The following is a 26941-nucleotide window of genomic DNA, read 5'->3' on the forward strand; positions in this document are numbered from 1 at the left end:
GACACCGATCACGATGAGGAGGACCGTGAGTTGACCGCGACGGCAGCGGCACCAGGCGGTGCAGGCGCAGGGGCGGACGCCTCGATCTCGGTGCAGGGGATCACCAAGCGGTTCCCCGGCGTGGTGGCCAACCACGACGTCGACATCACCATCCGCAGCGGCACGGTCCATGCTCTGATCGGTGAGAACGGCGCCGGCAAGTCCACCCTGATGAAGATCCTGTACGGCGTCCAGAAGCCCGACGAGGGCACCATCACCGTCGCGGGCAAGCAGGTGAGCTTCTCCTCGCCGACCGACGCGATCAAGGCCGGCATCGGCATGGTCTTCCAGCACTTCATGCTCGCCGACAACCTCACCGTGCTCGAGAACGTCGTCCTCGGCGCCGAGAAGCGCTTCGGCATCGGCGACAAGGCGCGCGCCGAGATCCGTCGGATCTCCGGTGCGTATGGCTTCGACCTCGACCCCGACGAGCTGGTCGAGCGGCTCGGCGTCGGACAGCGCCAGCGGGTGGAGATCCTCAAGGTCCTGTTCCGCGGGGCGCGGATCATCATCCTCGACGAGCCGACTGCTGTGCTGGTCCCGCAGGAGGTCAGTGCACTCTTCGCCAACCTCCGCGAGCTCCGCGCGTCCGGTCACACCATCTTGTTCATCTCGCACAAGCTCGACGAGGTCCTGGCGATCTCCGACGACATCACCGTCATGCGGCGCGGCACCACCGTCGGCGAGGCCGACCCGAAGACGGTGACCAAGCACGAGCTGGCCGAGCTGATGGTGGGCTCGGAGCTGCCGTCCCCCGAGACGGAGGAGTCCACGGTCACGGACGAGGTGCTGCTCGAGCTGAGCGGTGTCGACCTGGTCGACGACCGGGGGCGTCACCTCCTGCACGACATCGATCTGACCATCCACCGGGGAGAGGTGCTCGGCATCGCCGGGGTGGAGGGCAACGGCCAGGCCGAGCTGGTCGAGACCGTCATGGGCATGCGCAGGGGCAGCGGCACCATCCGCGTCGCCGGCAACGACATCGGCAGGAGCAACACCCGCGAGCGGCGCGAGCTCGGCATCGGCTTCATCCCCGAGGACCGGCACCGTCACGGGCTGCTGCTCGACGCCCCGGTGTGGGAGAACCGGATCCTCGGCCACCAGACCAGGGAGCCCAACGTCAACGGGCCGCTCATCAACCGACGAGACGCCCGCAAGGACACCCAGCGGATCGTCGACGACTACGACGTCCGCACCCCGTCCATCGACACCCCGGCGCGGGCCCTGTCCGGTGGCAACCAGCAGAAGCTGATCGTCGGCCGGGAGATGAGTGGTGACCCCGTCCTGCTGATCGCCGCCCACCCGACCCGCGGCGTCGACGTCGGAGCCCAGGCAGCCATCTGGGACCACATCAAGGAGGCCCGTCGCCGCGGACTCGCGGTGCTGCTGATCTCGGCGGACCTCGACGAGCTGATCGGCCTCTCCGACCGGATCGAGGTGATCCTGCGCGGGCGCCTCGTGGGTGAGTTCGATCCGCGCAACGTCACCCCGCAGGACCTCGGGTCCGCCATGATCGGCGGTCACGACGCCGGACCTGCCGCGCCCGAAGACCCCGAAGGAGCAGCCCGATGATGCATCGGCTCGCGTCCGCCGTGCTGGCGCCCGTGCTCGCCCTGGTGGCAGCGATGCTCATCACCAGCGGCGTCGTGGTGTTCGTCGGCGCCTCGCCCGTCGAGTTCTGGCAGGTCATCTTGACCTGGCCGGACAACCGCAACCTGCTCAACGTGGTCAACCAGGCCTCGATGATCTTCCTCTCCGCCACGGCGGCGGCCATCGGCTTCCGGATGAACCTGTTCAACATCGGCGTCGAGGGGCAATATCGCGTCGCGTCCTACGTCGCCGCTGTCTTCGCCGGCGGAGCGTTCCTGCCGGGCGCGCTCAACATCGTCGTCAGCATCCTGCTGGCCATGGCCGCGGGCGCGGCCTGGGCCGCCATCCCGGCCATCCTCAAGGTCACCCGCGGGGTCTCCGAGGTCATCTCCACGATCATGCTCAACGCGATCGCGGTCTTCCTCGTCGGCTACCTCCTGAGCAACTACGGCGAGAAGGCGGGTGACGGGCGACGTACGACGCCGCTCGCCGAGGACAGCATGCTCGCAGGCTTCGCGCCGTTCGAGGAGAGGGACGGCGCCATCTGGACGCTGGCCCTGCTCGCGATCGTGGTCGGCCTCGCGTTCTGGTTCGTGATCAACCGCACGCGCTTCGGCTTCGACCTGCGGGCCACCGGGATGAACGAGTCGGCCGCGGTCGCCTCCGGTGTCTCGGTCAAGCGCATGGTCGTGATCTCGATGATGCTCTCGGGAGCCGTGGCCGGCCTCATCTGGCTGCCCACCCTGTTCGCCGAGACGTCATCGGGCAACTACTTCTCCAGCTCGGTCTTCCAGGCCAACCTCGGTTTCACCGGGATCGCCGTGGCCCTGCTGGGACGCAACAACCCGGTCGGGATCGGCCTGGGCTCACTGCTCTTCGCCTTCCTCAGCGTCCAGTCCAACCGGCTGGAGTTCGCGGGCGTCGACGTGTCCAACGACGTCGTGCTGGTCACGCAGGGCGTGATCGTCCTGACGATCGTGATCGCCTACGAGGTCGTGGGGCGCTGGCGCGCAGCGGCCGAGCAACGGGCGGTGCGTGCCGCCCTCGATGACACTGCGGACAAGAAGGAGGTGGGCGTGTGAGCACCCTCGTCACGGACCCGACTCCCGCGGGGGCCAACAGCCAGCAGCGCGGACGTCGCTTCGCCTCGGTGTGGCTGATCGTCACCGTCGGCGCCCTGGCTGCCGTCTCCCTCGTCCGGGTCCTCACCGGGGCCAACGAGATCGACTCGCGGGGCTCCATCGCCGCAGCGATCACCGCGACCTGTCCCATCCTGCTGGCGGCCCTCGGCGGTCTGTGGAGCGAGCGCGCCGGGGTGGTCAACATCGGCCTCGAGGGACAGATGATCCTCGGCACCTGGGGTGCGGCCTACTTCACCTACTGGTACGGCCCCTGGACCGGGATCATGGGTGCCATCGCCCTCGGCGCCCTCGGTGGCCTGATCCACGCCATCGCCACCGTCACCTTCGGCGTCGACCACATCGTCTCCGGGGTCGCGATCAACCTGATCGGGCTCGGCCTGGCCGCCTTCCTCGCCGAGGCCTTCTTCGCCGACCTCAACTCGGCGCGAGGCACCGGGGGCCAGAACAAGCTGACGGGGCTCGACGGGCCGGGGTCGCTGACTGTCCCCGGAGTCTCCGACGCCCTGACCTCGCTGGGCGAGAAGCACTGGTTCCTGGTCTCCGACGTCGCCTCGATCCTGGCCGCCTTCACCACCCGCATCTCGCTGGTGACGCTGCTCGTCCTCGTGCTCGTCGCGGTGACCGCGTTCGTGCTCTGGCGCACCACCTTCGGGCTGCGGCTGCGCTCTTGCGGGGAGAACCCGCAGGCTGCCGAGTCGCTGGGCATCAACGTCATGTTCCACAAATATGCGGCCGTGATCATCTCGGGCGGCTTCGCCGGCCTCGGCGGCGGCTATCTCGCCCTGGTGTCGGCCAGCGGCTTCTCCACCGGTCAGACCAACGGCCGCGGCTACATCGGGCTGGCGGCGATGATCTTCGGCAACTGGCGCCCGGGCGGCATCCTGCTCGGCTCGGGGATGTTCGGCTACACCGACAGCCTCCGGCTGCGCGACTCGAGCACCATCCACGCCCTGCTGCTGCTCGTGGCGATCGGGCTGGCCGTCTTCGCCGTCGTGACCCTGCGCAAGGGCAACAAGCGCCGCGCCCTGGTGCTCGGGGTAGGGGGGTTGCTCTTCGCGCTGTGGTTCCTGCTCACCGACGAGGTGCCGCGTGAGTTCACCTCGATGACGCCCTATGTCGCCACCCTTCTCGTCCTGGCCTTCGCCGCCCAACGGCTGCGAATGCCGAAGGCCGACGGGCAGGTCTATCGCAAGGGCTCCGCAGGGTGAGCGACGACTTCGACTGGGTGTCGCTGAGAGCCGAGGCGGTGGCCGCCAAGGATCGCGCCTACGCGCCCTACTCCGACTATCCGGTCGGTGCAGCGGCCCTGGCCGACGACGGGCGGGTGCTCACCGGCTGCAACGTCGAGAACGCGTCCTACGGCGTGGGCCTGTGCGCCGAGTGCGGTGTCATCTCCCAGCTCCACCTCACCGGCGGGGGCCGTCTGACCCACTTCGTGTGCGTCGACGGCGCCGGCGAGGTGCTGATGCCGTGCGGCCGCTGCCGCCAGCTCCTCTTCGAGGCCGGCGGCCCGGAGATGCTGCTGCTGACCGTGTCGGGAGTCCGACGGATGGACGAGGTGCTGCCGGATGCCTTCGGCCCCGACAACCTCCATTGACCTGACCGACGACGACCTCGTCGTCGATCCCTATCCCCGCTTCGCGGCCGAGCGCTCGGCCCACGAGGTCGCCTGGCACGAGCCCTCGCAGAGCTGGCTGGCCTTCTCCCACCGGGCGGTGTCCGCCATCCAACGCGATCGCCGTCTGGGCAGGGTGTGGCGCGACCGCGAGCCGGCGGCCTATCTCGAGCCCTTCAACCTGCTGCACCGCAACCAGATGATGGAGAACGAGCCGCCGGTCCACACCCGGCTGCGTCGCCCGGTGGCGGCAGCCTTCGCGCGCGGCCACGTCGAGCGACTCCGGCCCCGGGTGCGCGAGCTCGCTGCCTCGCTCCTCGACGAGGCCGGCGCGGCGTTCGACCTGGTCCACGACTATGCCGAGCCGCTGCCGGTGCTGGTGATCGCCGAGCTGCTGGGCGTGCCTGCCACGCACGCCGACGACCTGCGCGCGTGGTCGCAGGCGATCGTGCGGATGTATGAGCCCGACCCCACGCCCGGTGTGATCGACGCTGCCGTGGCTGCGTCAGGCGACTTCGCGAGCCTGGTGCGCGACCTGATGACGCACCGACGCGCTCGCCCGGCCGACGACCTGATCACCGATCTCGTCGCCACCGAGCTGAGCGACGACGAGGTCGTCGCGTCTGTCGTGCTGCTGCTCAACGCCGGCCACGAGGCGTCGGTCAACGTCTTCGGCAACGGGGCCGTCGCGATGCTCGGGCGTGGCCTCCGGCCGGCCGAGGACGTGACGGCGACGGTCGAGGAGATGCTCCGCTTCGACTCAGCGCTCCAGCTGTTCGAGCGGACTGCCCTCGAGGACGTCGAGGTCGCCGGGGTGCGAGTCGGGGCCGGGGAGAAGGTCGCGGTGCTGCTGGGATCGGCCAACCGCGATCCAGCCGTCTTCGAGACCCCTGACGAGTTCGTGCCCGACCGGGCGAGGAACCCCCACGTCGCCTTCGGGGTTGGGGTGCACTTCTGCCTCGGTGCTCCGCTGGCGCGCATGGAGCTCGCCGAGTCCGTGGCCGCGCTGTGGGACCGACTGCCCGACCTGCGGCTGACCGGAGAACCGGTCAGCCGGGGGACCTTTGTCTTGCGAGGGCACGTCTCCGTGCCCGTGGAGGGATGAGAATGTCGACACACGATGCCGTCGAGGTGATCAGCGCGAAGCGCGACCGCCGGGAGCTCACCGACAGCCAGATCGACTGGGTGATCGGTGCCTACACCCGCGGTGACGTCGCCGACGAGCAGATGTCGGCGCTCGCGATGGCCATCCTGCTCAACGGCATGGAGCAGCGAGAGATCGCCCGCTGGACCGCCGCGATGATCGCCTCGGGTGAGCGGATGGACTTCTCGGCGCTCTCTCGGCCCACCGCCGACAAGCACTCCACCGGTGGGGTCGGCGACAAGATCACCCTGCCGCTGGCCCCCTGGTCGCGGCGTGCGGCGTCGCCGTACCCCAGCTCTCGGGACGAGGCCTGGGCCACACCGGCGGCACCCTCGACAAGCTCGAGGCCATCCCCGGCTGGCGGGCGGGGCTGTCCAACGAGGAGATGTTCGCCCAGCTCGAGTCCGTGGGCGCCGTGATCTGCGCGGCCGGCGACGGTCTCGCGCCCGCCGACAAGAAGCTCTATGCGTTGCGCGACGTCACCGGCACGGTCGAGGCGATCCCGCTGATCGCCTCCTCGATCATGTCGAAGAAGATCGCCGAGGGCACCGGCGCCCTGGTGCTCGACGTCAAGGTCGGGACGGGTGCGTTCATGAAGGACGTGGACCGGGCGCGCGAGCTGGCCGAGACGATGGTCCGCCTCGGCACCGACGCAGGGGTCCGCACCGTTGCCCTGCTGACCGACATGAGCACGCCCCTGGGCCTGACGGCCGGCAACGCGATCGAGGTGGCTGAGTCGGTCGAGGTCCTCGCCGGTGGCGGCCCCGCCGACGTCGTCGAGCTGACGCTTGCCCTGGCTCGCGAGATGCTTGCGGGAGCGGGCGTCACCGACATCGACCCGGCCGACAAGCTGGCCGACGGCTCCGCGATGGATGCCTGGCGAGCGATGATCAGCGCCCAGGGCGGAGACCCGGAGGCCGACCTGCCGGTCGCCAAGGAGTCGCACGTGGTCGAGGCTCCCGCCGCCGGCACCCTCACCCGGCTCGACGCGATGGCGGTCGGGCTGGCCGCCTGGCGCCTCGGTGCCGGCCGGGCCCGCAAGGAGGACCCGGTCCAGGCCGGGGCAGGGGTCGTGTGGCACGCCCGGCCCGGCGACACGGTCACGCAGGGGCAGCCGCTCTTCACGCTCCTGACCGACGAGCCGGACCGGTTCGAGCGGGCGCTGGCCTCGCTCGACGGCGGCTATGACATCGAGCAGCGTGCGGCGACGTTCACCCCACAGGACCTCGTCATCGACCGGATCGGCTGACTCCGGTCAGGGCAGCAGCAGGACGACCAGCTCGGCAACACAAGCGGGCTTGTCGACGCCCTCGATCTCGACGGTGTGCTTGATGACCAGCTGCTTGCCGCTCGCCAGGTCGGTCACCTCACCGAACGACACGTGGGAGCGCAGCCGGGAGTCGACCGGGACCGGGTGCGGGAACCGCACCTTGTTGAGCCCGTAGTTGAGGCGGGCGCCGGGGGTCTCGAGCGCGAACGACTCGGTGTTGAAGTGGGGGAGCAGGCTCACGGTGAGGAAGCCGTGCGCGATGGTGGCGCCGAACGGGCCGCTCTTGGCGCGCTCCTCGTCGACGTGGATCCATTGGTGGTCGCCGGTCGCATCCGCGAACAGATTGATCCGGGCCTGGTCGACGAGCAGCCAGTCGGTGGTGCCGATCTCGGTGCCGGCCGCCTCGGCGACTTCCTCGAGCGTGGTGAAGGTGCGCATGCACCGAAGGATAGGGCTGTCAGGATGAGGAGCATGACCACCCTGACGCGCAGCGAGATCCGACGCGCCCCCAAGGTCCTGCTCCACGACCACCTCGACGGCGGACTGCGTCCGCAGACGGTGCTCGACCTGGCAGCCGAGTGCGGCCACGAGCTGCCGGCGGCCGACCCGGCGTCGCTGGAAGCATGGTTCGTCGACTCGGCCGACTCGGGATCCCTGGTGCGCTACCTCGAGACCTTCGACCACACCGTGGCCGTGATGCAGACCGCGCCGGCGCTGAGCAGGGTCGCCCGGGAGTGCGTCGAGGACCTCGTCGCCGACGGTGTGGTGTATGCCGAGGTGCGCTACGCCCCCGAGCAGCATGTCAACGGCGGGCTGACCCCGGACGAGGTCGTCGCGGCGGTGCAACGGGGGTTCGACGAGGGCGTGGCGGCGGCCGGTGGCCGGATCGTCGTGCGCCAGCTCCTGACCGCCATGCGTCACCAGGCCAGGTCGATGGAGATCGCCGAGCTGGCCGTGTCCTGGCGCGACCGGGGGGTGGCGGGGTTCGACATCGCTGGCGCCGAGGCCGGCCACCCGCCCACGCGCCACCTCGACGCGTTCGAATACCTCCGCCGGGAGAACGCACACTTCACCATCCACGCCGGCGAGGCGTTCGGGCTGCCCTCGATCTGGGAGGCGATCCAGTGGTGCGGCGCCGCCCGGCTCGGCCACGGCGTGCGGATCGTCGACGACATCACCGTGCGCGACGACGGCTCGGTCGAGCTCGGGCGGCTGGCGGCGTTCGTCCGCGACCGCCGCATCCCCTTGGAGATGTGCCCGCGCTCCAACATCCAGACCGGTGCGGCCTCATCGATCGCCGAGCACCCGATCGGCCTGCTGACGCGGCTGCGCTTCCGCGTCACGGTCAACACCGACAACCGTCTGATGAGCCGGACGACGATGACCGACGAGATGCTCGGGCTCGTCGAGGCGTTCGGCCACGACCTCGACGACCTGCGGTGGTTCACGATCAACGCGATGAAGTCGGCGTTCCTGCCCTTCGACGAACGGCTCGCCATCATCGACGAGGTGATCAAGCCGGGCTATGCCGCTCTCGCGGCACGATGACCAGCCAGGGCACACGCCAGCCGGCCACCCGCAGACGTCCCTGCAACCACTCGGAGTGCGTGATGCGCAGGACTCGTCCCGTGGCCGGGTCGTAGGCGCGAAGCACCTCCTCGCCGGCCTCGACCACCAGCACGACATGGCGTGGCAGCCAGCGGCTGCCGACATAGGCAGGGACCAGGTCCCCACGAAGCAGGGCTGCTGCGACGAGGGCCCAGGCCACGCCTGGTCGCGTGCGCGCTGACACCACCACGCGCCGCCGCCGGCCTCGGTCCAGCTGCCGGGCCAGTGCCGCCGGGGGAGTGCCCAAGGGGCGCGGCCAGGGCAGCTGCAGGGCGCCGGACACGTCCACGAGCCCGGTGATCCGCCGGTGCATGGCTCTCACCTCGCGGTCGAACTCGTCGTCACCGCCGGCGAGCAGCCGCCGGGCGTAGGTGTCGTTGCGCAGCGCCTCCGCGACCACGGCCACGGCGGCACCGCAGCTGCGACGGTCGGGTTGCTGGAACTGCCGGCCGAGCACCAGCCTCCCGGTCTCGCTGAGCGTCATGAGCCGACGCCTGACCGGATGCGGCGCAAGGCCTCCTCGGGCGAGACCACCGTGCAGCCCTGGTGCACGGCGTGGCGCACCACGCGGCGCTGGTCGCGCAGCAGGGCCAGTCCGCGACGAACGAGCACCAGGGGCGGCTTGCGGCGTTCTCTCAGGTCGCGACCGAGTCGCCGCCAGAAGGTCACCAGAGGTGCCTGGGTGACGCAGTACGCCGACGCCAGCAACCCGCGCTCGCGACACGGCGGCACCACCTCCGGGGCGAAGATCCCCTCGGCGATGAACAGGGGCGATCCAGCCAGGTCGAGCACGCGGGTGCCGGTGCGTCCGTTGAGGGCGATGTCATAGATCGGCACGACGGCCGTCCCGTCGTGACAGAGGTCGCTCAGCGCGGCGACGGCGTCATCCAGCAGCCAGGATGCCGGATCGTCCCAGTCGACCAGGCCGGCGTTGGCGCCGCGGGCGATCCGGGGCAGCGAGGGGTCGTCGCCGCACTTGTAGAAGTCGTCGAGGCGCAGGACGGGCAGTCCCAGGCGGGAGGCCAGCCGGGACTTCCCGGCACCGCTCGGGCCGGCGAGGACGATCACCCGGGCACGCACGGTGACGAGTGTCTCAGGCGGGCGCGATTTTGTTCATTCGCCCTTCTGTGGCGGGCGACAGCGCCTATCGTCTGCGCAGACCCAACGCTCCCCAGCCGACACCGAGAGGCACCAAATGTTCGGCAGCCACCTGCAAGATGAGACCGACGACCACCACGACGAGCCCGCTGACACCGGTCGCAGCAAGTCACGCCTCGCCATCATCGGGGTCGTCTCGGTGCTTCTCGTCGGAACCCTCGGCTGGGCCGGCGCCCAGGCGCTCGGCAACGACGACGAGTCGGCCGGCGTAGCGTGCGAGACCACGACGGTTCGCGTGGCCGCGGCCCCCGCCATGGCGGACCTCGTCGAGGACGCGGTGGACTCGTTGCCGACCGACATCCGGTGCGTCGAGATCGAGGTCACCACCGCGACCGTCGCCGACGTCGTCGAGGCCCAGGAGGCCGCCATCGGTGACGACGACAGCGCACTGCCCGACCTGTGGGTGCCCGACTCCCCGGCGTGGCAGAGCGTGCTCGTGGCCAACGAGCGCCTCGGGACCATCCTGGTCCCCGCGCTCGCCACCACCCCGGTCGGCCTCGCCGGCGGGATCAAGGCCCCGGCCGGTGCCAGCTGGGCAGAGGTCATGGCCTCGCCCCACCTGGAGATCTCCGACCCGAGCAGCGACGGCGCGTCCGCGATGGCGCTGGTCACCCCCTTCGGTGAGGGCGACCCGACCGCTGCCCAGAACACGATGGTCCCCGTCGCCCAGGCGTTCGGCGACGACCTCGCCTCCGGCACGACCGGGCTGGTCACCGTCGACAACCTCGAGGCCGGCAGCCCCAAGATGGTGCCCGTCACCGAGCGCGACTACCTGATCGCCCTGCGTGGCAACGAGTCGCTGCAGTGGCGGGTCCCGGCCGACGGCGTCGCGATGCTCGACTACCCGCTCGTCCAGGTCACCACCCCCGGACAGGGCGGCATCGACGTCGTGGCACGGACCGGCGAGACCATCGCGGCGTGGTTCAAGACCGACGAGGGTGTCGAGGCGATCGCCGAGGACCAGCTGCGTGGCCCGGACGGGTCGCCGCTGCCCGACGGCGAGAGCGTCAGCACCCAGAAGCAGCTCCCGCCGGTCCCGCAGGAGCAGATCGACACGGTCATGAAGAGCTTCAACTCCCTCAAGACCCCTTCCAGCATCCTGGCCCTGATCGAGGTCTCGGACTCGATGGCGGCCCAGTTCGGCACCATGTCGCGGGTCGAGCTGGCCGCCGACGCGTCCAAGACCGCCCTCGGGGTGTTCCCGGACGCGGCTCGACTCGGCTTCCGGGTCTTCTCCACCAACCAGCGGCCCGGAGGGCAGGACTGGCGTGAGGTGGCTCCGCTGAAGCGGCTCGACGCCCCGATCGGGCAGGGCCGGACCCACGTGGACTTCATGCTCGACCAGGCGGAAAGCCTGCCGAACCAGACGGGCGGCGGTTCCGGTCTCTATGACTCGATCCTCGCCGCCTACCAGGAGGCCACCCGGCAGTACAACCCGTACTACCAGAACTCCCTGGTGGTCTTCACCGACGGACCCAACGAGGACGCGAACTCGATCTCGCTCACGAAGCTCAAGCGCGAGATCTCGGGGCTCTTCGACCCCGAGCGGCCCGTGCGGATCATCGCCATCGGCCTGACGGACAGCGCCGACATGGCCACCTTGGAGGAGATCGCTGCCTCCGCCGACGTCGCCGCCAGTGGCGCCTACCCGGTGCTGCAGCCCGACGACATCCTGACGGTGCTCGCCTCCACCCTGCTGAGCCGCTAGTCGTCACACCTTCCTCGCCGGTGCCCCTCGGGGCACCGGCGAGGACTGCATTTCGGACCGTCAGATCCCGATCGGGTGCCAGACCGTCTTGGTCTCGAGCCAGTCGGTCAGCCGGTCGATGCCGGGAGTGGCCAGCCAGTCCACCGGGGCGGCCGGCGCTCGGCGTACGCGCTTGAGGTTGTCGGCCGCCGCCACCTCGAGCGACGTCGCGAGCTCGCCGTCGCCGACACCGGTGAGGTCGAGGCCGTTGACGTCCATGTGGGAGGCCAGCCACGGCGCGATCTCGGGCACCGAGCCGGTGAGGACGTTGACCACCCCACCGGGCAGGTCGGAGGTCGCCATCACCTCCGCCAGCGTGATCGCCGTGAGGGGATAGGCCTCGCTGGCGACCACCACGCAGGTGTTGCCGGTCACGATGACCGGCGCCACCACGCTCACCAGCGCCAGCAGCGGACCCGGGGGGCCACGACGGCGACGACGCCGGTCGGCTCGGGGGAGGAGATGTTGAAGAAGGGTCCGGCCACCGGGTTGGCCGACCCGACGACCTGGGTGATCTTGTCGGCCCAGCCCGCATACCAGACCAACCGGTCGATGGCCGCGTCGACGTAGGCGTTGGCCTTGGCGGCCGTGATCCCCTCGCTGGCGCGGAGCTCGGCGACGAACTGGTCGCGCCGGCCCTCGAGCACCTCGGCGATGCGATAGACCACCTGGCCGCGGTTGTAGGCGGTCCTGGCCGACCAGGGTCCGAACGCCTTGCGGGCCGCGACCACTGCGTCTCGGGCGTCCTTGCGGCTGGCCTGCGCAGCATTCGCGAGCAGGTTGCCGGCCGCGTCGTTGACCACGAAGGTGCGCCCCGACTCCGAGCGGGGGAAGTCGCCGCCGATGTAGAGCTTGTAGGTCTTCTTCACGTCGATGCGCGCCATGTCAGGCCCCTGCCTTCGAGTCCGGGTTGAGATAGGCGGCCAGGCCGGGGATCCCGCCCTCGCGGCCGTAGCCCGACTCCTTGTAGCCGCCGAACGGCGAGGTCGGGTCGAACTTGTTGAAGGTGTTGGCCCACACCACGCCGGCACGGAGCTGGTTGGCCATCCAGAGGATGCGCGAACCCTTGTCGGTCCACACGCCGGCCGAGAGGCCGTACGGCGTGTTGTTGGCCTTCTCCACGGCCTCGGCCGGAGTCCGGAAGGTCAGCACGGACAGCACCGGACCGAAGATCTCCTCGCGCGCGATGCGATGGGCCTGCGTGACGCCGGTGAAGAGCGTGGGCGGGAACCAGAAACCGTTGGCAGGCAGCTCGCACGCCGGCGACCAGCGCTGTCCGCCCTCCGACTCCCCGACGTCCGACAGCTCGTGGATCCGGGCCAGCTGCTCGGCCGAGTTGATCGCGCCGACGTCGGTGTTCTTGTCGAGCGGGTCGCCCACCCGCAGGGTCGACATGCGGCGCTTGAGCCGCTCCAGGACCTCGTCTGCGACCGACTCCTGCACCAGCAGGCGCGAGCCCGCGCAACAGACGTGACCCTGGTTGAAGAAGATGCCGTTGACGATCCCCTCGATGGCCTGGTCGATCGGGGCGTCGTCGAAGACGATGTTGGCGGCCTTGCCGCCGAGCTCGAGGGTGACCTTCTTGGTCGTGCCGGCCACGGTGCGGGCGATGGCCTTCCCGACCTCGGTCGACCCGGTGAAGGCGACCTTGTCGACACCTGCGTGGGCCACGAGCGCCTGACCCGTGGCGCCGGCACCGGTGACGATGTTGACGACCCCGGCGGGCAGGTCGGCCTGCTGGCAGATCTCGGCGAACAGCAGCGCGGTGAGCGGGGTCGTCTCGGCAGGCTTGAGGACCACGGTGTTGCCGGCCGCCAGGGCGGGCGCGATCTTCCACGCCAGCATCAGCAGCGGGAAGTTCCAGGGGATGATCTGGCCCGCGACTCCCAGGGGCCTCGGGTCAGGGCCGAGGCCGGCGTGGGAGAGCTTGTCGGCCCAGCCCGCGTAGTAGAAGAAGTGGGCCGCGACGATCGGGACGTCGACGTCGCGCGACTCCTTGATCGGCTTGCCGTTGTCGATCGACTCCAGGACGGCCAGCTCGCGACTGCGCTCGGAGATGATCCGCGCGATGCGGAACAGGTATTTCGCGCGCTCGCTGCCGGGCATGCGCCCCCAGACCCGGGAGTGGGCGCGCCGGGCGGCCTGCACGGCCAGGTCGACGTCGGCCTCGTCCGCCTCCGCGACCTCGGCCAGGACCTCTTCGGTCGCCGGGTTGATCGTCTTGAAGCTCTTGCCGTGCCCGTCGACGAACTCTCCGTCGATGAACAGGCCGTAGGACGCCTTGATGTCGACGATCGCTCGCGACTCGGGGGCCGGGGCGTATTCGAAGAAGGGCGTCGCCTTTTCAGGAACCTTGACCATGTGTGCTCGCCTCAGTCCAGCGTGAAGTAGTCGGGGCCGGAGTAGCGGCCGGTGGTCATCTTGGTGCGCTGCATCAGCAGGTCGTTGAGCAGGGTGGAGGCGCCGAAGCGGAACCAGTCGGGATCGAGCCAGTCGGGCCCGGCGACCTCGTTGACCATCACGAGGTACTTGATGGCGTCCTTGGAGGACCGGATGCCGCCGGCCGGCTTCACCCCGACCATCTGGCCGGTCTGCGCGCGGAAGTCACGCACGGCCTCGAGCATGATCATCGTGACCGGCAGCGTCGCGGCAGGCTGGACCTTGCCCGTCGAGGTCTTGATGAAGTGACCCCCCGCCAACATGCCCAGCCAGGAAGCGCGCCGGACGTTGTCATAGGTCTGCAGCTCGCCGGTCTCGAAGATGATCTTGAGGTGGGCATCGCCACAGGCCTCCTTGACGGCGAGGATCTCCTCGAAGACCTGCAGGTAGTGCCCGGAGAGGAACGCCCCCCGGTCGATGACCATGTCGATCTCGTCGGCACCCGCCTCGACCGCGTCGCGGGTGTCGGCGAGCTTGATGTCGAGGGCTGCCCGCCCGCTCGGGAAGGCCGTCGCGACCGCAGCCACCTTGACGCCCGACTCGCCCAGGGTCTGCTTCGCAGCACCGACCATGTCGGGATAGACGCAGACAGCCGCGACCGAGGGACAGGTCGCGTCGGCGGGGTCCGGGCGCATCGCCTTGGCGGCCAGGGCGCGGACCTTGCCGTGGGTGTCCTGCCCCTCCAGCGTGGTGAGGTCGACCATCCGGATGGCCAGGTCGATCGCGAACGCCTTGGCGGTCGTCTTGATCGAGCGGGTGCCCAGACCGGCGGCCCGGGCCTCGGCCCCGACCTGGTCGACACCGGGGAGTCCGTGCAGGAAGCGGCGCAGCGAGGAGTCCGACGCGGTGATGTCGTCGAAGGCTCCCGAGCTCGTCGTCGGGGCGGCAGGTGTCGTCACCGACCCAGCATAGGGTTGGCTGCGCCCAGCACGGCAACGCAGAGGAGCACACATGCCCGGCCAGCACGAGGAGGCACAGACCATCCGGCCGACGGCCGGCCGGTTCTTGGGCAGCTTCGTGGCGGTCACTGCCGCTGTGGTCGCGGTGGTCGCCATACGCGAGTCGGAGGCGTCGTGGGCCGCGGGTGCCGTCCTGGTCGGAGTCCTCGCGTGGGCTGCGATGCTCCGGCCCACGCTCACGGTCACCGCCGACGAGCTGGTGATGCGCAACATGGTCGACACGATCCGGATCCCGCTGGCAGCGATCGAGCAGCTGGCGGTCACCCAGGTGCTGGCGGTGCGTGCGGGCAAGCGCTATGTCTCGCCGGTCGTGGGCAAGTCGTGGGGAAAGGACGTGGTGGCCGAGCGCCGCGGGTGGACCCGGTCGGAGGAGGTGCGCGTCGCCGGTGTCGACTACGCCGACTTCGTGGTGGAGGACCTCCACCGGCGCATGGAGCGGGCCCGGACCGCCGCGGGCGTGACCCTCCTCTCCGACGAGCAGGCAGAGCTGGCCCGGGGCGTACGCCGACAGGTGGCCTGGCTGCCGACGGGGTTGTTGCTCGCCTCGGCCGTGGCCCTGGTGGCCGCCCTCCTGCTCTGACTCAGAGTCCGGCGGCCGCCCGGATGTCGCCCTTGATGGCGTCGAGCCGCCCGACCGCCGCGATGCGCGCTGCGTCGACCCCGTCCTCGGCGTCGACCGGGATGACGACCTCGAGATAGCACTTCACCTTGGGCTCGGTGCCGCTGGGGCGGACGATCACCCGCGCTCCGTGGGCGAGGAAGAACCGCAGGCCGTCGGTCGCCGGGAGGGCGTCGCTGCCGAGCGAGAGGTCCTCGACCCGTTCGACGGCAAGTCCACCGAGGACGGCAGGAGGTGCCTCGCGCAGGCGCTGCATGGTGGCGGGGATCGCGGCGAGGTCCTCGAAGCGCACCGAGAGCTGGTCGGTGGCGTGCAAGCCGTGCCGGGCTGCGATGTCGTCGAGCAGGTCGTGCAGGGTCCGGCCGTCCGCCTTGGCCTGCGCTGCGATCTCGCAGACCATCAGCAGGGCGGAGACCCCGTCCTTGTCCTTGACGTGCTCCGGGTCGACGCAGTAGCCGAGGGCCTCCTCGTAGCCGAAGGCGAGACCGTCGACCTTGGCGATCCACTTGAAGCCCGTGAGGGTCTCCGCATAGGGCTGTCCTGCCGCGGCGGCGAGCTTGCCGAGGAGGCTCGAGGACACGATCGAGCAGGCGAACGTGCCCTGTCGGCCGGCGGCGAGGAGGTGGTCGGCCAGGAGCGCGCCGACCTCGTCGCCGCGGAGCATCCGCCAGCCGTGGGGACCGCGGATCGCAGCGGCGCAGCGATCGGCGTCCGGGTCGTTGGCCACGACCAGGTCGGCGTCCGTCTTCGCCGCCAGGGCCATGGCCAGGTCCATGGCGCCGGGCTCCTCGGGGTTGGGGAAGGCCACCGTCGGGAAGTCGGCGTCGGGCTGTTCCTGCTGCTCGACGACGTGCGGGGCACTGAAGCCAGCCGTCTCGAGGACCTGGACGACCGTGCTGCCGCCGACACCGTGCAGGGGGGTGTAGACGATGTTGAGGTCGCGCGGTCCGTCCTGGGCCAGGTCGGCGACGGTGTCGAGATAGCGGTCGACGATGTTCTCCCCGACCACGGTGCCGACGCCGCCGCGTGGGACGTCGGCGAGCGCTCCGACCGCGGCGATGCGGGCCGCGATCTCGGTGTCGGCCGGCGGCACGATCTGGCTGCCGTCCCCGAGATAGACCTTGTAGCCGTTGTCCTGGGGCGGGTTGTGGCTCGCGGTGACCATCACCCCTGCGGCGCACCCGAGCTCGCGGATGGCGTAGGCCAGCAGCGGGGTGGGCAGCGGCCTGGGCATGACCAGCGCCTTGAGTCCGGCGCCGGTCATCACCTCGGCGGTGTCGCGGGCGAACACGTCGCTGTTGTGGCGGGCGTCGAAGCCGATGACGACGCTGCCGCCGCGGTGTCCGGTGTCGTTGAGGTAGGCCGCCAGGCCGGCCGCCGCCCGGACCACGACGACGCGGTTCATCCGGTTGGGTCCGGCCCCGAGGGCGCCGCGCAGGCCCGCCGTACCGAACTCGAGGGTGCCTGCGAAGCGGTCGGCGAGGTCTGCCCGGTCGGCACCCGCCTCGACGGCCTCGACGATCCGCTCCAGCTCGGCGCGCGTCAGCTCGTCGGGGTCCTCGGCTGCCCAGGCGCGGGCACGGGTGATCAGGTCGGCGTCCATGTGGGCACGCTATCGCTGTGGCCGCAGATCAGCGGTCGATGACCTCGAGGGCGAGTGCGCGGGCGCGGTCGAGCTCGGCGTCGTCGTCGAACAGCTCCCGCCGGACGTTGCCGGCGTTGAGGAGGGCGTCGATCGTGAAGGCGTCGTCTGCCGGCCGGGCCGAGCCGGCCGTCTCGAGCTCGGTCTCCAGCAGGTCGAGCCACTCACGGGCGAGCTCGCGGACCGCGTCGGCGACCGGGCCCTCCCGGTGGCTGAACTCCGTCGAGGTGGCGTTGATGAAGCAGCCACCGGGAAACACCCTCCGGCGCAGGTAGTCCACCCAGGAGTCGAGGAGAGCGCGGAGTCTTGGGGCCCCCGGCTCGTGGTGCCACGCCGGGGCGATGACGTTGGCGACGTAGACCGTCCGGGCCTCGGCGACCGCGGCGACCAGGATGGCCTCGCGGTTGCCGAAGACGGTGAGGATGCCGCTCTTGCTCAGGCCTGTGGCGGTCGCCAGCGAACCCACCGTGACCGAGTCGAGGCCGTGGGTCGTGGCGATGTCGGCGGCTTGGCGCGCCGCCCGCCGGCGGGTGGCGTCTCCCCGGACCCGACGGCCGTCGAGGCGCTGCGGTGAGGTCATGAGGCCAGTGTATGCGTCCGACTGGACGTCGAGTTCGCGGATCGATAGCCTGCGGCAGAACTCTACGTCCGATCGATCGCATTCTGGGAGGAACCATGGCCACGCACGACATGACCGCAGGTGTCGAACCGCTGCTCGAGGACGCTGTCGACATCGAGGCGCCCCCTGGCAGGGTGTGGGAGCTGGTCGGTGACGTACGGCGACTGGCCGACTGGAGCCCACAGGTGACCCACTGCGAGCTCCTCCCGGACAGCGCCGAGATCGGGTCGGGCGCCCGGTTCGTCAACCACAACCTCGAGAGATCGCCGGACGGGCAGGACCTGACGTGGACCACCCACAGCGAGGTGGTCAGGTTCGTCCCCGAACGCGAGATCGCGTTCCGGGTGGAGGAGAACTGGGCGGTGTGGTCCTTCACCCTCGAGCCCGGCGCCGACGGCGGCACCCGGCTCATCGAGCGGCGTGCGGTCCCGGAGGGGATCTCCGACCTGGCCCGCCAGCTGACCGACGGCTTCATGGGGGGCCAGGAGGTCTTCACGCAGGTCCTGCGCGCGGGCATGCGCGAGACGCTCGAGCGGATCAAGGTCGCCGCCGAGGGCTGAGTCGGCCTGTCGGCGACCCGGCTAGCGTGTGCCACGTGCGTGCCACCGTTCGCTCCGTCAACACCGGCGCCCTGAGCCCTGTGCCCGGTCTGAGGAGGGGCAGCGCGATCCGCAAGCAGCCCCAGCCCCGGATCGAGGTCCGCCGGCCGGGCCCGCGGCACGACGGGCTCGGCAGCGGGGTGGTCGGCGACGAGATCGGCTCGCGCAAGCACCACGGCGGCGACACCAAGGCCGTCTATGCCTTTGCCGGCGAGGAGCTCGACCGCTGGGCTGCCGACCTGGGGCGTGCGCTGCCCGACGGCGTCTTCGGGGAGAACCTCACCACCCGCGGGCTCGCTGTCGACGACGCCCTGGTCGGCGAGACCTGGCGGGTCGGAGCGGCGTTGCTCGAGGTCTGCGGACCACGGATCCCCTGCGGGACCTTCGCCGCCCACATGGGCGAGGCGCAGTGGATCAGGCGGTTCGCAGCGAGGGGACGCACCGGTGCCTATCTCGCGGTCCGCGAGGCAGGCGTCATCGAACGGGGCGACCCGATCGAGGTCGTCGAACGTCCGGGTCACGACGTGACGGTGCCGATGGTCTTCAGGGCGCTGATGGGCGATCGCGACCTCTCCCGCCAGGTCCTCGCGGCCGAGGTGCTCTGGGCCGAGGAGCACGAGTGGCTGGCCGCCAGGCGATGAGGCCGGCCACGTTCCGGTTCGATCGACGATGGTGGGTGGCTGCCCCGGTCGAACACGTCCAGGGTGTCCTGGTCGACCTCGAGCACTACCCCCACTGGTGGCCCCAGGTGATGGCGGTGGCCAAGATCGACGACGACACCGCGCGCGTGTTGTGCCGGTCGCGGCTTCCCTACACCCTCGACCTGGTGCTCCACGCCCGACGCCGAGAACCCGGCCTCCTGGAGGTCAAGATCCATGGCGACCTGAGTGGCTCGGCGACCTTCGAGCTCGTGGGCGACGCCGACGGCACCGGGGTGTCCTACACCCAGGAGGTCAGCGTGGCCCACCGCGGGCTGTCAGCTGCCGCCCGCGTGCTCCGTCCGCTGCTGGAGTGGAACCACGACCACATGATGGCCGGATGTGAGGGCGGCTTGGGAGCCCGGACGGCGCGCCCCGACGCCTAGGTGCCCCTAGAGTGCCAAGCATGCCCAGAGCGGACCGTACGGCCGTCATCGTGGAGGTGCTGCGCGACGCCTTCGCGCCGATGATGAGGGCCGACCCGACAGCCTTCCGTGCGAAGTATCGAAAGATGGCGAGCGATCCGCACGCGTTCTATCGCGGCACCGCGTGCCTGTTCTATGCCGACGTCACCCAGGAGGAAGCCGGGTGGGCGCAACACGGCGCCGAGCGGATCTGGATCCACGGCGACCTGCACGTGGAGAACTTCGGCACCTACCTCAACTCCCACGGCCGACTGATCTTCGACGTCAACGACTTCGACGAGGCCTATCTCGGCCGCTACACCTGGGACCTGCAGCGTTTCGCCGCCAGCCTGGCCCTGATCGGCTGGCAGAAGGCGCTGCCCGAGGAAGCAGTCCGACGGCTCATCGCACGCTACGCCCGCTCCTACCTCGCCCAGGTCGACCACTACGCCGACGTCGACGACGACGAGGACTTCGCGATCACGCTCGAGAACGCCACCGGTCCGGTGCTCGGCGCGTTGGAGCGTGCACGGATGCTCCGCCGGGCAGACCTGCTCGACTCGGTGACAGTCGTGACCGGCGGGGTGCGACGGTTCATCGAGGACGAGTCAGCGCAGCGCCTCGACCGCGAGCACCGCGCCAAGGTGGTCGCGGCGTTCAGGGCCTACCTCGACACCATCCCGGAGTCGAAGCGCTTCGACCGCGACCTCTTCTACGAGCTGCGCGACGTCGTGTCCAAGAGCGGCTTCGGGATCGGCAGCGCTGGGCTGCCTGCCTACAACGTGCTGGTGGAGGGCTACAGCCAGGCGCTCGACAACGACGTCGTGCTGTCGATGAAGCAGGCCAACGTCCCGGCCGTCTCACGCTTCGTCGACACCGAGGAGGTCGACAGCTACTTCGAGCACGAGGGACAGCGCACGATCGTCAGCCAGCGCGCTCTCCAGGTCCACACCGACCCGTTGGCGGGTCACACGAGCATCGACGGGGTGGGCTACGTCGTCAGCGAGGTCTCGCCCTACGAGGTGGACCTCGACTGGGGCGACATCAACGAGCCGAAGCAGATGCAGGTCGTCGTCGACCACCTGGGCCGGGCCACCGCCAAGATCCACTGTGCCTCTGACGAGGACAGTCAGCAGGACCTCGTCGACATCTCCGTCGAGGACGCCGTCATCGCCTCGGTCAAGGGTGGGCGCAGGGAGTTCGTCGACTGGCTCGGCCAGTGGGGGATCGACTACGCGCTGCGTGTGCGCGAGGACCACGCACTCTTCGTGGATGCCTTCCGCGAGGGCAAGATGGGGATCGCGGCGACCTGATGCCGGCGCCGCTCGTGGTGGTGACCGGGCTCTCCGGCTCCGGCAAGACGACCGTCGGCGCGTCACTCGCCCGCGCGCTCGACGTCCCGTTCTGCGACGCCGACGACCTCCACCCGGAGGCGAACGTCGCGAAGATGGCCTCGGGTCGAGCGTTGGACGACCGCGACCGACTGCCGTGGCTGGAGCTCGTCGGTCACTGGCTCGCCGACCACGCCGAGGGCGGCGGCGTGACGGCCTGCTCGGCGCTGAAGCGCTCCTATCGCGACCTGCTGCGCAGCCATGCCCCCGCTGTCGGCTTCCTGCACCTGAGCGCGGACGCCGACGTGCTGGCGGAGCGCCTGGCGAGCAGGTCTGGCCACTTCATGCCTCCGGCCATGTTGCGCTCACAGCTGGAGACGCTCGAGCCTCTGGAGCCCGATGAGCCAGGCATGGTCGTCGACGCCGGCACGGGTGTCGCAGACATCGTGGAGAAATACGTCGAGGCATCCGGCCGGACGTGACCAGGCCGACCCGCGTCGGGGACGCGGGCCGGCCTGGGCAGATGCTGACGCGTCAGTGGGCGTCGGGGAGCACCCGGTCATGACGCAGTGAGGATGCCCGCGTCTCCTTGGCGAAGTAGACCGCGACCAGCGTGATCACCGAGGCGACCGTCATGTAGATCGCGACCAGGTTGACGTTGGTGTCACCCAGGGTGGCGGCGCCGAGCAGTGCGACCGCGATGATCGGCGCCAGCGCGCCGGCGAAGATCGACGCCAGCTGGTAGCCCACCGAGGCGCCGGTGTAGCGCACCGAGGTCCCGAACAGCTCGGAGAAGAAGGCAGCCTGGGGGGCGTACATCAACGCGTGCAGGATCAGCCCGACGACGACCGCGAGGATGATCGTGGACTCGTCCTTGCTGCCGATCAGGTCGAAGAAGATCCAGGACCAGGCGGCCACGCCGACGGCACCGGCGAGGTAGAGCGGACGCCGGCCGACCCGGTCGGACAGCGCTCCGAAGAGCGGGATCGTCACGAAGTGCACGACCGCGCCGATGAGGAGCGCCTTGAGGATCATCCCCTTGTCCTCGGCAGTGCCCACATATGTCGTCAGGAAGGTGATCGAGATGACGGTGAAGAGGTAGTAGGAGATGTTCTCGGCCATCCGCATGCCCATCGCCACGAAGACCTCCCGGGGATAGAGCTTGATCACCGCGAGGATGGGCAGGTGCTTCTTGCCGCTCGCCTCGATCTCGGCGTGGGCCTCGTTGAAGACCGGCGACTCCTCGATCGACAGGCGGACCCACAGGCCGATGATGACGAGCACGGCGCTGAGCAGGAACGGGATGCGCCAGCCCCACGCGTTGAACGCGTCGTCGGACTGCACGGAGGCCAGCACCCAGAGCACCCCGGTGGCGAACAGGTTTCCCAGAGCGACGCCGGCCTGCGGCCACGAGGACCAGAAGCCGCGTTGGCTGTCGGTCCCGTGCTCGGCTGCCATCAGCACCGCGCCACCCCACTCGCCGCCGACGGCGAAGCCCTGCACGAGCCGACAGGCGAGGAGCAGGATCGGGGCGGCGATGCCGATGGAGGCGTACGTCGGCAGCAGGCCGATCGCGAACGTCGCCACGCCCATCAGCAGCAGCGAGACGACGAGCATCTTCTTTCGCCCGACCCGGTCTCCGAAGTGGCCGAAGACGACGCCGCCGAGGGGACGGGCCACGAAGCCGAGGGCGTAGGTGCCGAAGGCGAGGAGCGTCGCGGTGGCCGGCTCGCTCTCGGGGAAGAACAGGCTGCCGAAGACGAGAGCGGCTGCCGAACCGTAGAGGAAGAAGTCGTACCACTCGACGGCGGTGCCGATGAGCGAGGCGAACACGACCTTGACGATGTTGGCCTTCTCCGGCTCTGTCGCGCTGGCCGGGCTTCCGGATGACTGGGTCGACGTTGACATGGGTGGTGCCTTTCTCGGGGGTGGCGCGGGAATCGGGGGGATCAGGCGGCGGTCCAGCCGCCGTCCATCAGGTGGGAGGAGCCGGTGATCGACCGGGCGGCGTCGGTGCACAGGAAGTTGACGACCTCTGCGACCTCGGCGGGCTCGACGAGCCTCTTGAGGGCGGAGCGCTCGAGCAGGACCTTCTCGACGACCTCGTCCTCGGGGATGCCATGGGTGCTGGCCTGGTCGGCGATCTGGCCCTCGACGAGTGGGGTCCGCACGTAGCCGGGGCAGACGGTGTTGCTCGTGACGCCGTGCTCGGCGCCCTCCAGGGCGATCACCTTGGAGAGGCCCTCGAGCCCGTGCTTCGCGCTGACGTAGGCGCTCTTGTAGGCCGACGCGCGGTGTCCGTGGACGCTGGAGATGTGGACCAGTCGACCCCAGCCGCGCGCATACATCCCGGGCAGGAGTGCACGCGCCAGGAGGAACGGCGCCTGGAGCATGATCGCGTGGATGGTGGCGAACGTCCCGGGGTCGAAGTCCTCGATGGGGGCCACGTGCTGGATGCCGGCGTTGTTGACGAGGATGTCGGCGTCCACCCCGACCAGGGCGTCGATGATGGCGTCGCTGTCACTCAGGTCGAGTGTCAGGGACTTGCCGCCCACCAGGTCGGCGATGCGTGCGGCACCGGCGGCGTCGCGGTCGACGACGATGATGCTGGCGCCGGCGTCGGCCAGGCGGGTGGCGGTGGCGGCGCCGATGCCGCTGGCGCCTCCGGTCACGACAGCGGTCCGCCCGGTCAGGGGTGTGACATGGCTCTCAGGCATGCGCCACAACGTAGGCCTCGGCAGGGTGGGTTCCTATGGCTCACGTCGCCACAGTTGGCGATGTCGGATGTGGGGACGTCACACATCCTGGAGCAGTCGAAGCTTGATCGCCACGTGGATCTCCAGCGCCCGGGCCGGATCACGCCAGCCCTGCCCGAGCAGCTCCCCGATCCGGGCGAGCCGCTGCCGGACGGTGTTGGGGTGCACGTGCAGGGCCTCGGCGGTGGGGACCAGGGCCCCGGCATGGTCGAACCAGGCGGCAAGCGTGGGCAGCAGGGCCGTTCCTCTGCGGGCGTCGTGCTCGAGGACCGGCCCGAGGGTGGCCTCGAGGTAGTCCGAGACGGCCCCCGGGGTGGCATCGCCCAGGAGCAGTCCGGCCATCCCGAGGGTGGACTCGGAGGCGACCTCACCGGTCCGACCGAGGGCGCGAAGAGCCACAGCCGCTCGCCGCGACGCTGCGTATGCCGCCGGCACCTCGCCCACGGTCGTGGCTGCGACCCCGACGGTGGCGCTCCGGCCGAGGGCCGAGCGCAGGGCCCGCCCCAGCGCAAGCGGGTCGGTCGTCGGTGCCAGGACGAGCACGTCGCCGTGGTGGGCCGCGGAGATCCCGTCGTTCTGCATCGCAACCCCGGACGCTGCCCGGGCGGCAGGCGCCCGGTCGTCATGGTCCACCACGGCGGTCGCGATCGCGAGCGCGGCGTCGGTGTCGAACGCGTGGCGCCGGGCCCGTTCGCGGAGCCGGTCCGGGTCGGTCTCGCGGCCCTCGACGAGATCCACGAGCAGCTGCGTGCCCAGGCGCTCGCTGGCCTCCGCGACGCTGTGGGCGAACACGAGCACCAGGGCCGTCACCAGCGCCCCGCGCTCGAGCGTGCGCTGCTCGACCGGGTCGAGCGCACGACCGCCACCGTGGAGGACCAGGGTCGCCACGTGCTCACCGGCCGCCACCGCGGCCGCCACCCAGGCGCCGTCGACGTGCGCTGTGTGCGCCGAGCGCGCAGACCCGGAAGCAGCCGCGAGGATCGCCGGTCGCGCGCTGGGCTCCACGTCGACGCCAGCAAGCAGGGTGCCTGCGGGGTTCCAGGCAGCCACCTTGCCCCTGAGCACGTGAGCCAGGACATCGACCACCTCGGCGACGCCGCCACCCGCCAGGAGGAGGCCCGTCATCTGCTCGTGTGCCATGGCTGCCGCCTCGACCGACGCGGCATGGGCAGCCATCGTGCGGTTGGCCTCGTCGAGCCGGGCGAACAGGCGCGCGTTCTCCAGCGCCACCGATGCGTGCGCGGCGAAGGACATCAACAACGAGACCTCGTCCGGAGGAAAGCGCCGGACCGTGCGGTGGACGGCAAGCAGTGCCCCGATGACCCTCCCCTCGACCAGGAGGGGCACGCCGAGGATCGCCCGGATCCGCTCCCCGGCCACTGCGTCGTCGATGTAGCCGCGGTGCACGAATCGCTCGTCGGCCTGGTAGTCCTCGGTGAAGTAGGGGGCGCCGGTCTGGGCGACCAGCCCCAGCAGGCCGGTGCCGAGCGGGAGCCGGAGGTCCTGGAACTCGCGGGTCAGCGCGCCGGCCGTGACCTTCATGTAGGAGGCGCCCTCCACCTCGTCGTTGAGCGAGAGGTAGGTCATGTCGGCGCCCAGGAGCTGGCGTGCCCGGCGCACGATCGCACTGAGGACCTCGTCCAGGTCCCTGATGGCCGTGAGGTCGTGGGCGGTCTCGTAGAGGGCGGACAGCTCGGCCTCACGAGCCCGGTGGCGAGCGATCAGCTCGCGCAGGCGGAGCGCGACGTCGTACTCGCCCGCAGTCTCCGGACGCTCCGCCACGAGTCGGTCGAACTCTGCCCGCGGGGCGCCGGTGTAGAGAAGCTCGACGAAGCTCTGCTCGCCGTTGTCGGGCATGTGCGACTCACTCGGGGTCGAGCGCGGGTCGATGGAACTGCTCGGTGACGAAGGGCCCACCCACGTGGGCTGCCTCCTCGTCGTCCTCGTCCCGCGCCGGGATGCGGTCGGCGAACGCCTCGGCGTCGTCCTGCGGCTCGTAGCCCAGTCGCCGGCCCGGCTCGAGGTCCCACCAGGCCCGGGTGTTCTTGCTGATGCCGTAGAGGACAGCGAACCCGGGAGAGGGCGCGAGCAGCGCCGCCTCGACCATTCGGACGCAGTCAGCAGGGGAGAGCCACGTCGACAAGGCTCGCGCGGTGGTGGGCTCGTCGAGGAACGATCCGATCCGGCAGGTGATGACGTCGAGCGAGTGGCGGTCGGCATACAACCGGAGCAGCGCCTCGGCGGCGACCTTGGCGACGCCGTAGAAGGTGTCGGGGCGGGGGAGCGCCTGGTCGGAGACGGGGTCACTGCTGCTCGGCCGCGGTGTTCGCCCGACGGCGTGGTTGGAGGAGGCATAGACGATGCGTGTGATCCGGTGGCTCACCATCTGGTCGAGCAGCGCAGCGGTGGTGATGACGTGGGAAGTGAGCTCGTCGGGCAGTGAGCGCTCGTCCGGGACCCCGGCCAGGTGGACGACCCCATCGAGCCGCTCCTCGGTGAACACGGCGCGGACGGCGTCAGGGTCGGCGCAGTCGGCCGTGTGCCAGGCCCCGGTGAACCCCTCGGGCTCCGGCACGAGGTCGAGGCCCACCACCTCGTGACCGCGCTCGCACAGGCCGATCGTCACGGTGCGACCGATCGAGCCGGCTGCTCCGGTCACCAGGACGCGCATCGCGTGCCTCTCAGATCCGCGGGACGAGCTGGCCGAGCAGGCCGCCCATCCGGCTGGCGGCGGCCTTGCCGGCCTCGAGCACCTCGGAGTGGTCGAGCGGCTCGCCGCTCATCCCGGCGGCGAGATTGGTCACCAGGCTGATCCCCAGCACCTCGAGCCCGGCAGCACGAGCGGCGATGGCCTCCAGTGCCGTGCTCATCCCGACGAGGTCGCCACCGATCGCTCGGACCATGCCGATCTCGGCAGGCGTCTCGTAGTGGGGTCCGGTGACCTGGACATAGACGCCCTCGTCGAGACCGGGATCGATCTCCTTGCACAGGGCGCGCAGCCGCGGGGAGTAGACCTCGGTGAGGTCGACGAAGGTGGCGCCCACGAGGGGGCTGGTGGCGGTCAGGTTGATGTGGTCGGAGATCAGGACCGGCTGGCCCGGGGTCCAGCCCTGCTTGAGGCCGCCGCACCCGTTGGTGAGGACGAGGGCGCGACAGCCCGCGGCGGCGGCCGTCCGGACCGGGTGGACGACGGCCGCGACCCCCTTGCCCTCATAGAAGTGGGTCCGGCTGAGGAAGACCAGGACCTGCTTGTCGCCGACCCGGATGCTGCGGATCCGGCCGCGGTGACCGGCCACCGCGGCGGCGTGGAAGCCGGGGAGGTCGGTGCTGTCGATCTCTGCCGTGGGCGTGCCGAGGGCGTCGACGGCCGGCAGCCACCCGGAGCCGAGCACGAGCGCCACGTCGTGGGACTCCACCCCGGTGAGTGCCTGGAGCTCAGCGGCGGCGGCAGCGGCGAGGGCCTGGGTGTCGGGGTGCTGGTCGGTCACGCCTCGAACTGTAGGTGGCATCGGTCACGACAGACAGCAGGGCAGCCCCCGAGAGGGCTGCCCCGCCACACGGT

At 70.4% G+C, this 26941-nt stretch carries 27 protein-coding genes and 1 pseudogene; 14 read left to right on the forward strand and 14 right to left on the reverse strand.

Annotation, left to right across the window (positions count from 1 at the left end; translation table 11 throughout):
- Window positions 1–30 precede the first annotated feature (30 nt).
- The 6 genes and pseudogenes from G7071_RS08815 (at window position 31) to G7071_RS08840 (ending at window position 6779) form a co-directional block, all read left to right on the forward strand.
- The gene (locus tag G7071_RS08815; protein ID WP_166317521.1) at window positions 31–1611 is read left to right on the forward strand and encodes an ABC transporter ATP-binding protein; all 1581 of its coding nucleotides are present in this window, start codon (window positions 31–33) and stop codon (window positions 1609–1611) included.
- Window positions 1608–2711 (forward strand): ABC transporter permease, encoded by a 1104-nt coding sequence (locus tag G7071_RS08820; RefSeq protein WP_166317524.1) that lies wholly within the window; start codon window positions 1608–1610, stop codon window positions 2709–2711. The genes G7071_RS08815 and G7071_RS08820 overlap by 4 nt, the downstream gene beginning before the upstream one ends.
- Window positions 2708–3979, forward strand: coding sequence for an ABC transporter permease (locus G7071_RS08825; protein ID WP_166317527.1), 1272 nt, complete (start codon window positions 2708–2710; stop codon window positions 3977–3979). The genes G7071_RS08820 and G7071_RS08825 overlap by 4 nt, the downstream gene beginning before the upstream one ends.
- On the forward strand, window positions 3976–4368 hold the full coding sequence (locus tag G7071_RS08830) for a cytidine deaminase (RefSeq protein WP_166317530.1): 393 nt from the start codon (window positions 3976–3978) through the stop codon (window positions 4366–4368). Before G7071_RS08825 ends, G7071_RS08830 begins: the two co-directional genes overlap by 4 nt.
- Complete coding sequence (locus G7071_RS08835) at window positions 4340–5491, forward strand: cytochrome P450 (RefSeq protein ID WP_166317533.1); 1152 nt, start codon at window positions 4340–4342, stop codon at window positions 5489–5491. The genes G7071_RS08830 and G7071_RS08835 overlap by 29 nt, the downstream gene beginning before the upstream one ends.
- A 2-nt stretch (window positions 5492–5493) precedes the next feature.
- Window positions 5494–6779, forward strand: a pseudogene (locus G7071_RS08840) (thymidine phosphorylase).
- Between the two features lie 6 nt (window positions 6780–6785).
- Here the strand turns inward: G7071_RS08840 and G7071_RS08845 are convergent.
- Window positions 6786–7238: a MaoC family dehydratase gene (locus G7071_RS08845; protein WP_166317536.1), complete on the reverse strand. Its 453-nt coding sequence runs from the start codon at window positions 7236–7238 to the stop codon at window positions 6786–6788.
- A 33-nt stretch (window positions 7239–7271) separates the two neighbouring features.
- Between G7071_RS08845 and G7071_RS08850 the strand changes: the two genes are divergently transcribed.
- Window positions 7272–8348 carry an adenosine deaminase gene (locus tag G7071_RS08850; protein ID WP_425489422.1) on the forward strand — a complete coding sequence of 359 codons (1077 nt, stop codon included), beginning with the start codon at window positions 7272–7274 and terminating at the stop codon, window positions 8346–8348.
- On the opposite strand, the gene G7071_RS08855 is transcribed toward G7071_RS08850, so the two are convergent.
- Together G7071_RS08855 and G7071_RS08860 are read right to left on the reverse strand one after the other, a co-directional pair.
- The gene (locus tag G7071_RS08855; protein ID WP_166317542.1) at window positions 8314–8892 is read right to left on the reverse strand and encodes a hypothetical protein; all 579 of its coding nucleotides are present in this window, start codon (window positions 8890–8892) and stop codon (window positions 8314–8316) included. The genes G7071_RS08850 and G7071_RS08855 overlap by 35 nt on opposite strands.
- The gene (locus tag G7071_RS08860) at window positions 8889–9488 is read right to left on the reverse strand and encodes a nucleoside/nucleotide kinase family protein (RefSeq protein WP_166317545.1); all 600 of its coding nucleotides are present in this window, start codon (window positions 9486–9488) and stop codon (window positions 8889–8891) included. The genes G7071_RS08855 and G7071_RS08860 overlap by 4 nt, the downstream gene beginning before the upstream one ends.
- Before the next feature lie 115 nt (window positions 9489–9603).
- Here G7071_RS08860 and G7071_RS08865 point away from each other — a divergent pair, with 115 nt between their 5' ends.
- Window positions 9604–11274, forward strand: a complete 1671-nt coding sequence (locus tag G7071_RS08865) for a VWA domain-containing protein (RefSeq protein ID WP_166317548.1) — start codon at window positions 9604–9606, stop codon at window positions 11272–11274.
- 60 nt (window positions 11275–11334) lie between these two features.
- Here the strand turns inward: G7071_RS08865 and G7071_RS19640 are convergent, their stop codons facing one another.
- From G7071_RS19640 to deoC, 4 genes are read right to left on the reverse strand one after another with little or no spacing between them, the layout of a single operon-like run.
- The gene (locus tag G7071_RS19640) at window positions 11335–11712 is read right to left on the reverse strand and encodes an aldehyde dehydrogenase family protein (RefSeq protein WP_281351767.1); all 378 of its coding nucleotides are present in this window, start codon (window positions 11710–11712) and stop codon (window positions 11335–11337) included.
- Window positions 11709–12197: an aldehyde dehydrogenase family protein gene (locus G7071_RS19645; RefSeq protein WP_281351768.1), complete on the reverse strand. Its 489-nt coding sequence runs from the start codon at window positions 12195–12197 to the stop codon at window positions 11709–11711. Before G7071_RS19645 ends, G7071_RS19640 begins: the two co-directional genes overlap by 4 nt.
- A 1-nt stretch (window position 12198) precedes the next feature.
- Window positions 12199–13674 carry an aldehyde dehydrogenase family protein gene (locus tag G7071_RS08875; protein WP_166317551.1) on the reverse strand — a complete coding sequence of 492 codons (1476 nt, stop codon included), beginning with the start codon at window positions 13672–13674 and terminating at the stop codon, window positions 12199–12201.
- Between the two features lie 11 nt (window positions 13675–13685).
- Window positions 13686–14651, reverse strand: a complete 966-nt coding sequence (deoC, locus tag G7071_RS08880) for a deoxyribose-phosphate aldolase (protein WP_246210588.1) — start codon at window positions 14649–14651, stop codon at window positions 13686–13688.
- 52 nt (window positions 14652–14703) lie between these two features.
- Here deoC and G7071_RS08885 point away from each other — a divergent pair, with 52 nt between their 5' ends.
- Entirely contained in the window at window positions 14704–15291 is a 588-nt protein-coding gene (locus G7071_RS08885; protein ID WP_166317557.1) for a hypothetical protein, read from the forward strand.
- Window position 15292: 1 nt separating this feature from the next.
- On the opposite strand, the gene G7071_RS08890 is transcribed toward G7071_RS08885, so the two are convergent.
- Both G7071_RS08890 and G7071_RS08895 read right to left on the reverse strand, forming a co-directional pair.
- Window positions 15293–16933 (reverse strand): phospho-sugar mutase, encoded by a 1641-nt coding sequence (locus tag G7071_RS08890; protein ID WP_166317560.1) that lies wholly within the window; start codon window positions 16931–16933, stop codon window positions 15293–15295.
- Between the two features lie 28 nt (window positions 16934–16961).
- Entirely contained in the window at window positions 16962–17552 is a 591-nt protein-coding gene (locus G7071_RS08895) for a TetR/AcrR family transcriptional regulator (RefSeq protein ID WP_166317563.1), read from the reverse strand.
- Window positions 17553–17647: 95 nt separating this feature from the next.
- On the opposite strand from G7071_RS08895, the gene G7071_RS08900 reads away from it, so the two are divergent.
- Genes G7071_RS08900 through G7071_RS08920 form a run of 5 tightly spaced genes read left to right on the forward strand, consistent with a single transcriptional unit; the run spans window position 17648 to window position 21105 of the window.
- Window positions 17648–18151 (forward strand): SRPBCC family protein, encoded by a 504-nt coding sequence (locus tag G7071_RS08900; protein ID WP_246210589.1) that lies wholly within the window; start codon window positions 17648–17650, stop codon window positions 18149–18151.
- A 35-nt stretch (window positions 18152–18186) separates the two neighbouring features.
- Window positions 18187–18831, forward strand: coding sequence for an MOSC domain-containing protein (locus G7071_RS08905; RefSeq protein WP_166317566.1), 645 nt, complete (start codon window positions 18187–18189; stop codon window positions 18829–18831).
- Between the two features lie 35 nt (window positions 18832–18866).
- Window positions 18867–19274, forward strand: a complete 408-nt coding sequence (locus G7071_RS08910) for an SRPBCC family protein (RefSeq protein ID WP_246210590.1) — start codon at window positions 18867–18869, stop codon at window positions 19272–19274.
- Between the two features lie 20 nt (window positions 19275–19294).
- Window positions 19295–20605 (forward strand): DUF2252 domain-containing protein, encoded by a 1311-nt coding sequence (locus G7071_RS08915; RefSeq protein WP_166317569.1) that lies wholly within the window; start codon window positions 19295–19297, stop codon window positions 20603–20605.
- Window positions 20605–21105, forward strand: coding sequence for a gluconokinase (locus G7071_RS08920; RefSeq protein ID WP_166317572.1), 501 nt, complete (start codon window positions 20605–20607; stop codon window positions 21103–21105). The genes G7071_RS08915 and G7071_RS08920 overlap by 1 nt, the downstream gene beginning before the upstream one ends.
- Before the next feature lie 52 nt (window positions 21106–21157).
- Here G7071_RS08920 and G7071_RS08925 read toward each other — a convergent pair whose 3' ends face one another.
- The 5 genes from G7071_RS08925 to G7071_RS08945 all read right to left on the reverse strand — a co-directional run bounded on the left by G7071_RS08925 (window position 21158) and on the right by G7071_RS08945 (window position 26867).
- A complete protein-coding gene (locus tag G7071_RS08925) occupies window positions 21158–22531 on the reverse strand; it encodes an MFS transporter (RefSeq protein ID WP_166317575.1) in 1374 nt (457 codons plus the stop codon).
- 41 nt (window positions 22532–22572) lie between these two features.
- A complete protein-coding gene (locus G7071_RS08930) occupies window positions 22573–23340 on the reverse strand; it encodes a 3-hydroxybutyrate dehydrogenase (protein ID WP_166317578.1) in 768 nt (255 codons plus the stop codon).
- A 78-nt stretch (window positions 23341–23418) separates the two neighbouring features.
- Window positions 23419–25236 (reverse strand): helix-turn-helix domain-containing protein, encoded by a 1818-nt coding sequence (locus G7071_RS08935; protein ID WP_166317581.1) that lies wholly within the window; start codon window positions 25234–25236, stop codon window positions 23419–23421.
- A gap of 7 nt (window positions 25237–25243) precedes the next feature.
- The gene (locus G7071_RS08940; RefSeq protein WP_166317584.1) at window positions 25244–26050 is read right to left on the reverse strand and encodes an NAD-dependent epimerase/dehydratase family protein; all 807 of its coding nucleotides are present in this window, start codon (window positions 26048–26050) and stop codon (window positions 25244–25246) included.
- A 10-nt stretch (window positions 26051–26060) separates the two neighbouring features.
- Window positions 26061–26867 carry a purine-nucleoside phosphorylase gene (locus G7071_RS08945; protein WP_246210591.1) on the reverse strand — a complete coding sequence of 269 codons (807 nt, stop codon included), beginning with the start codon at window positions 26865–26867 and terminating at the stop codon, window positions 26061–26063.
- Between the last annotated feature and the right edge of the window lie 74 nt (window positions 26868–26941).

Origin of the sequence: Nocardioides piscis (genome assembly GCF_011300215.1) — a bacterium.
GTDB lineage: Bacteria > Actinomycetota > Actinomycetes > Propionibacteriales > Nocardioidaceae > Nocardioides > Nocardioides piscis.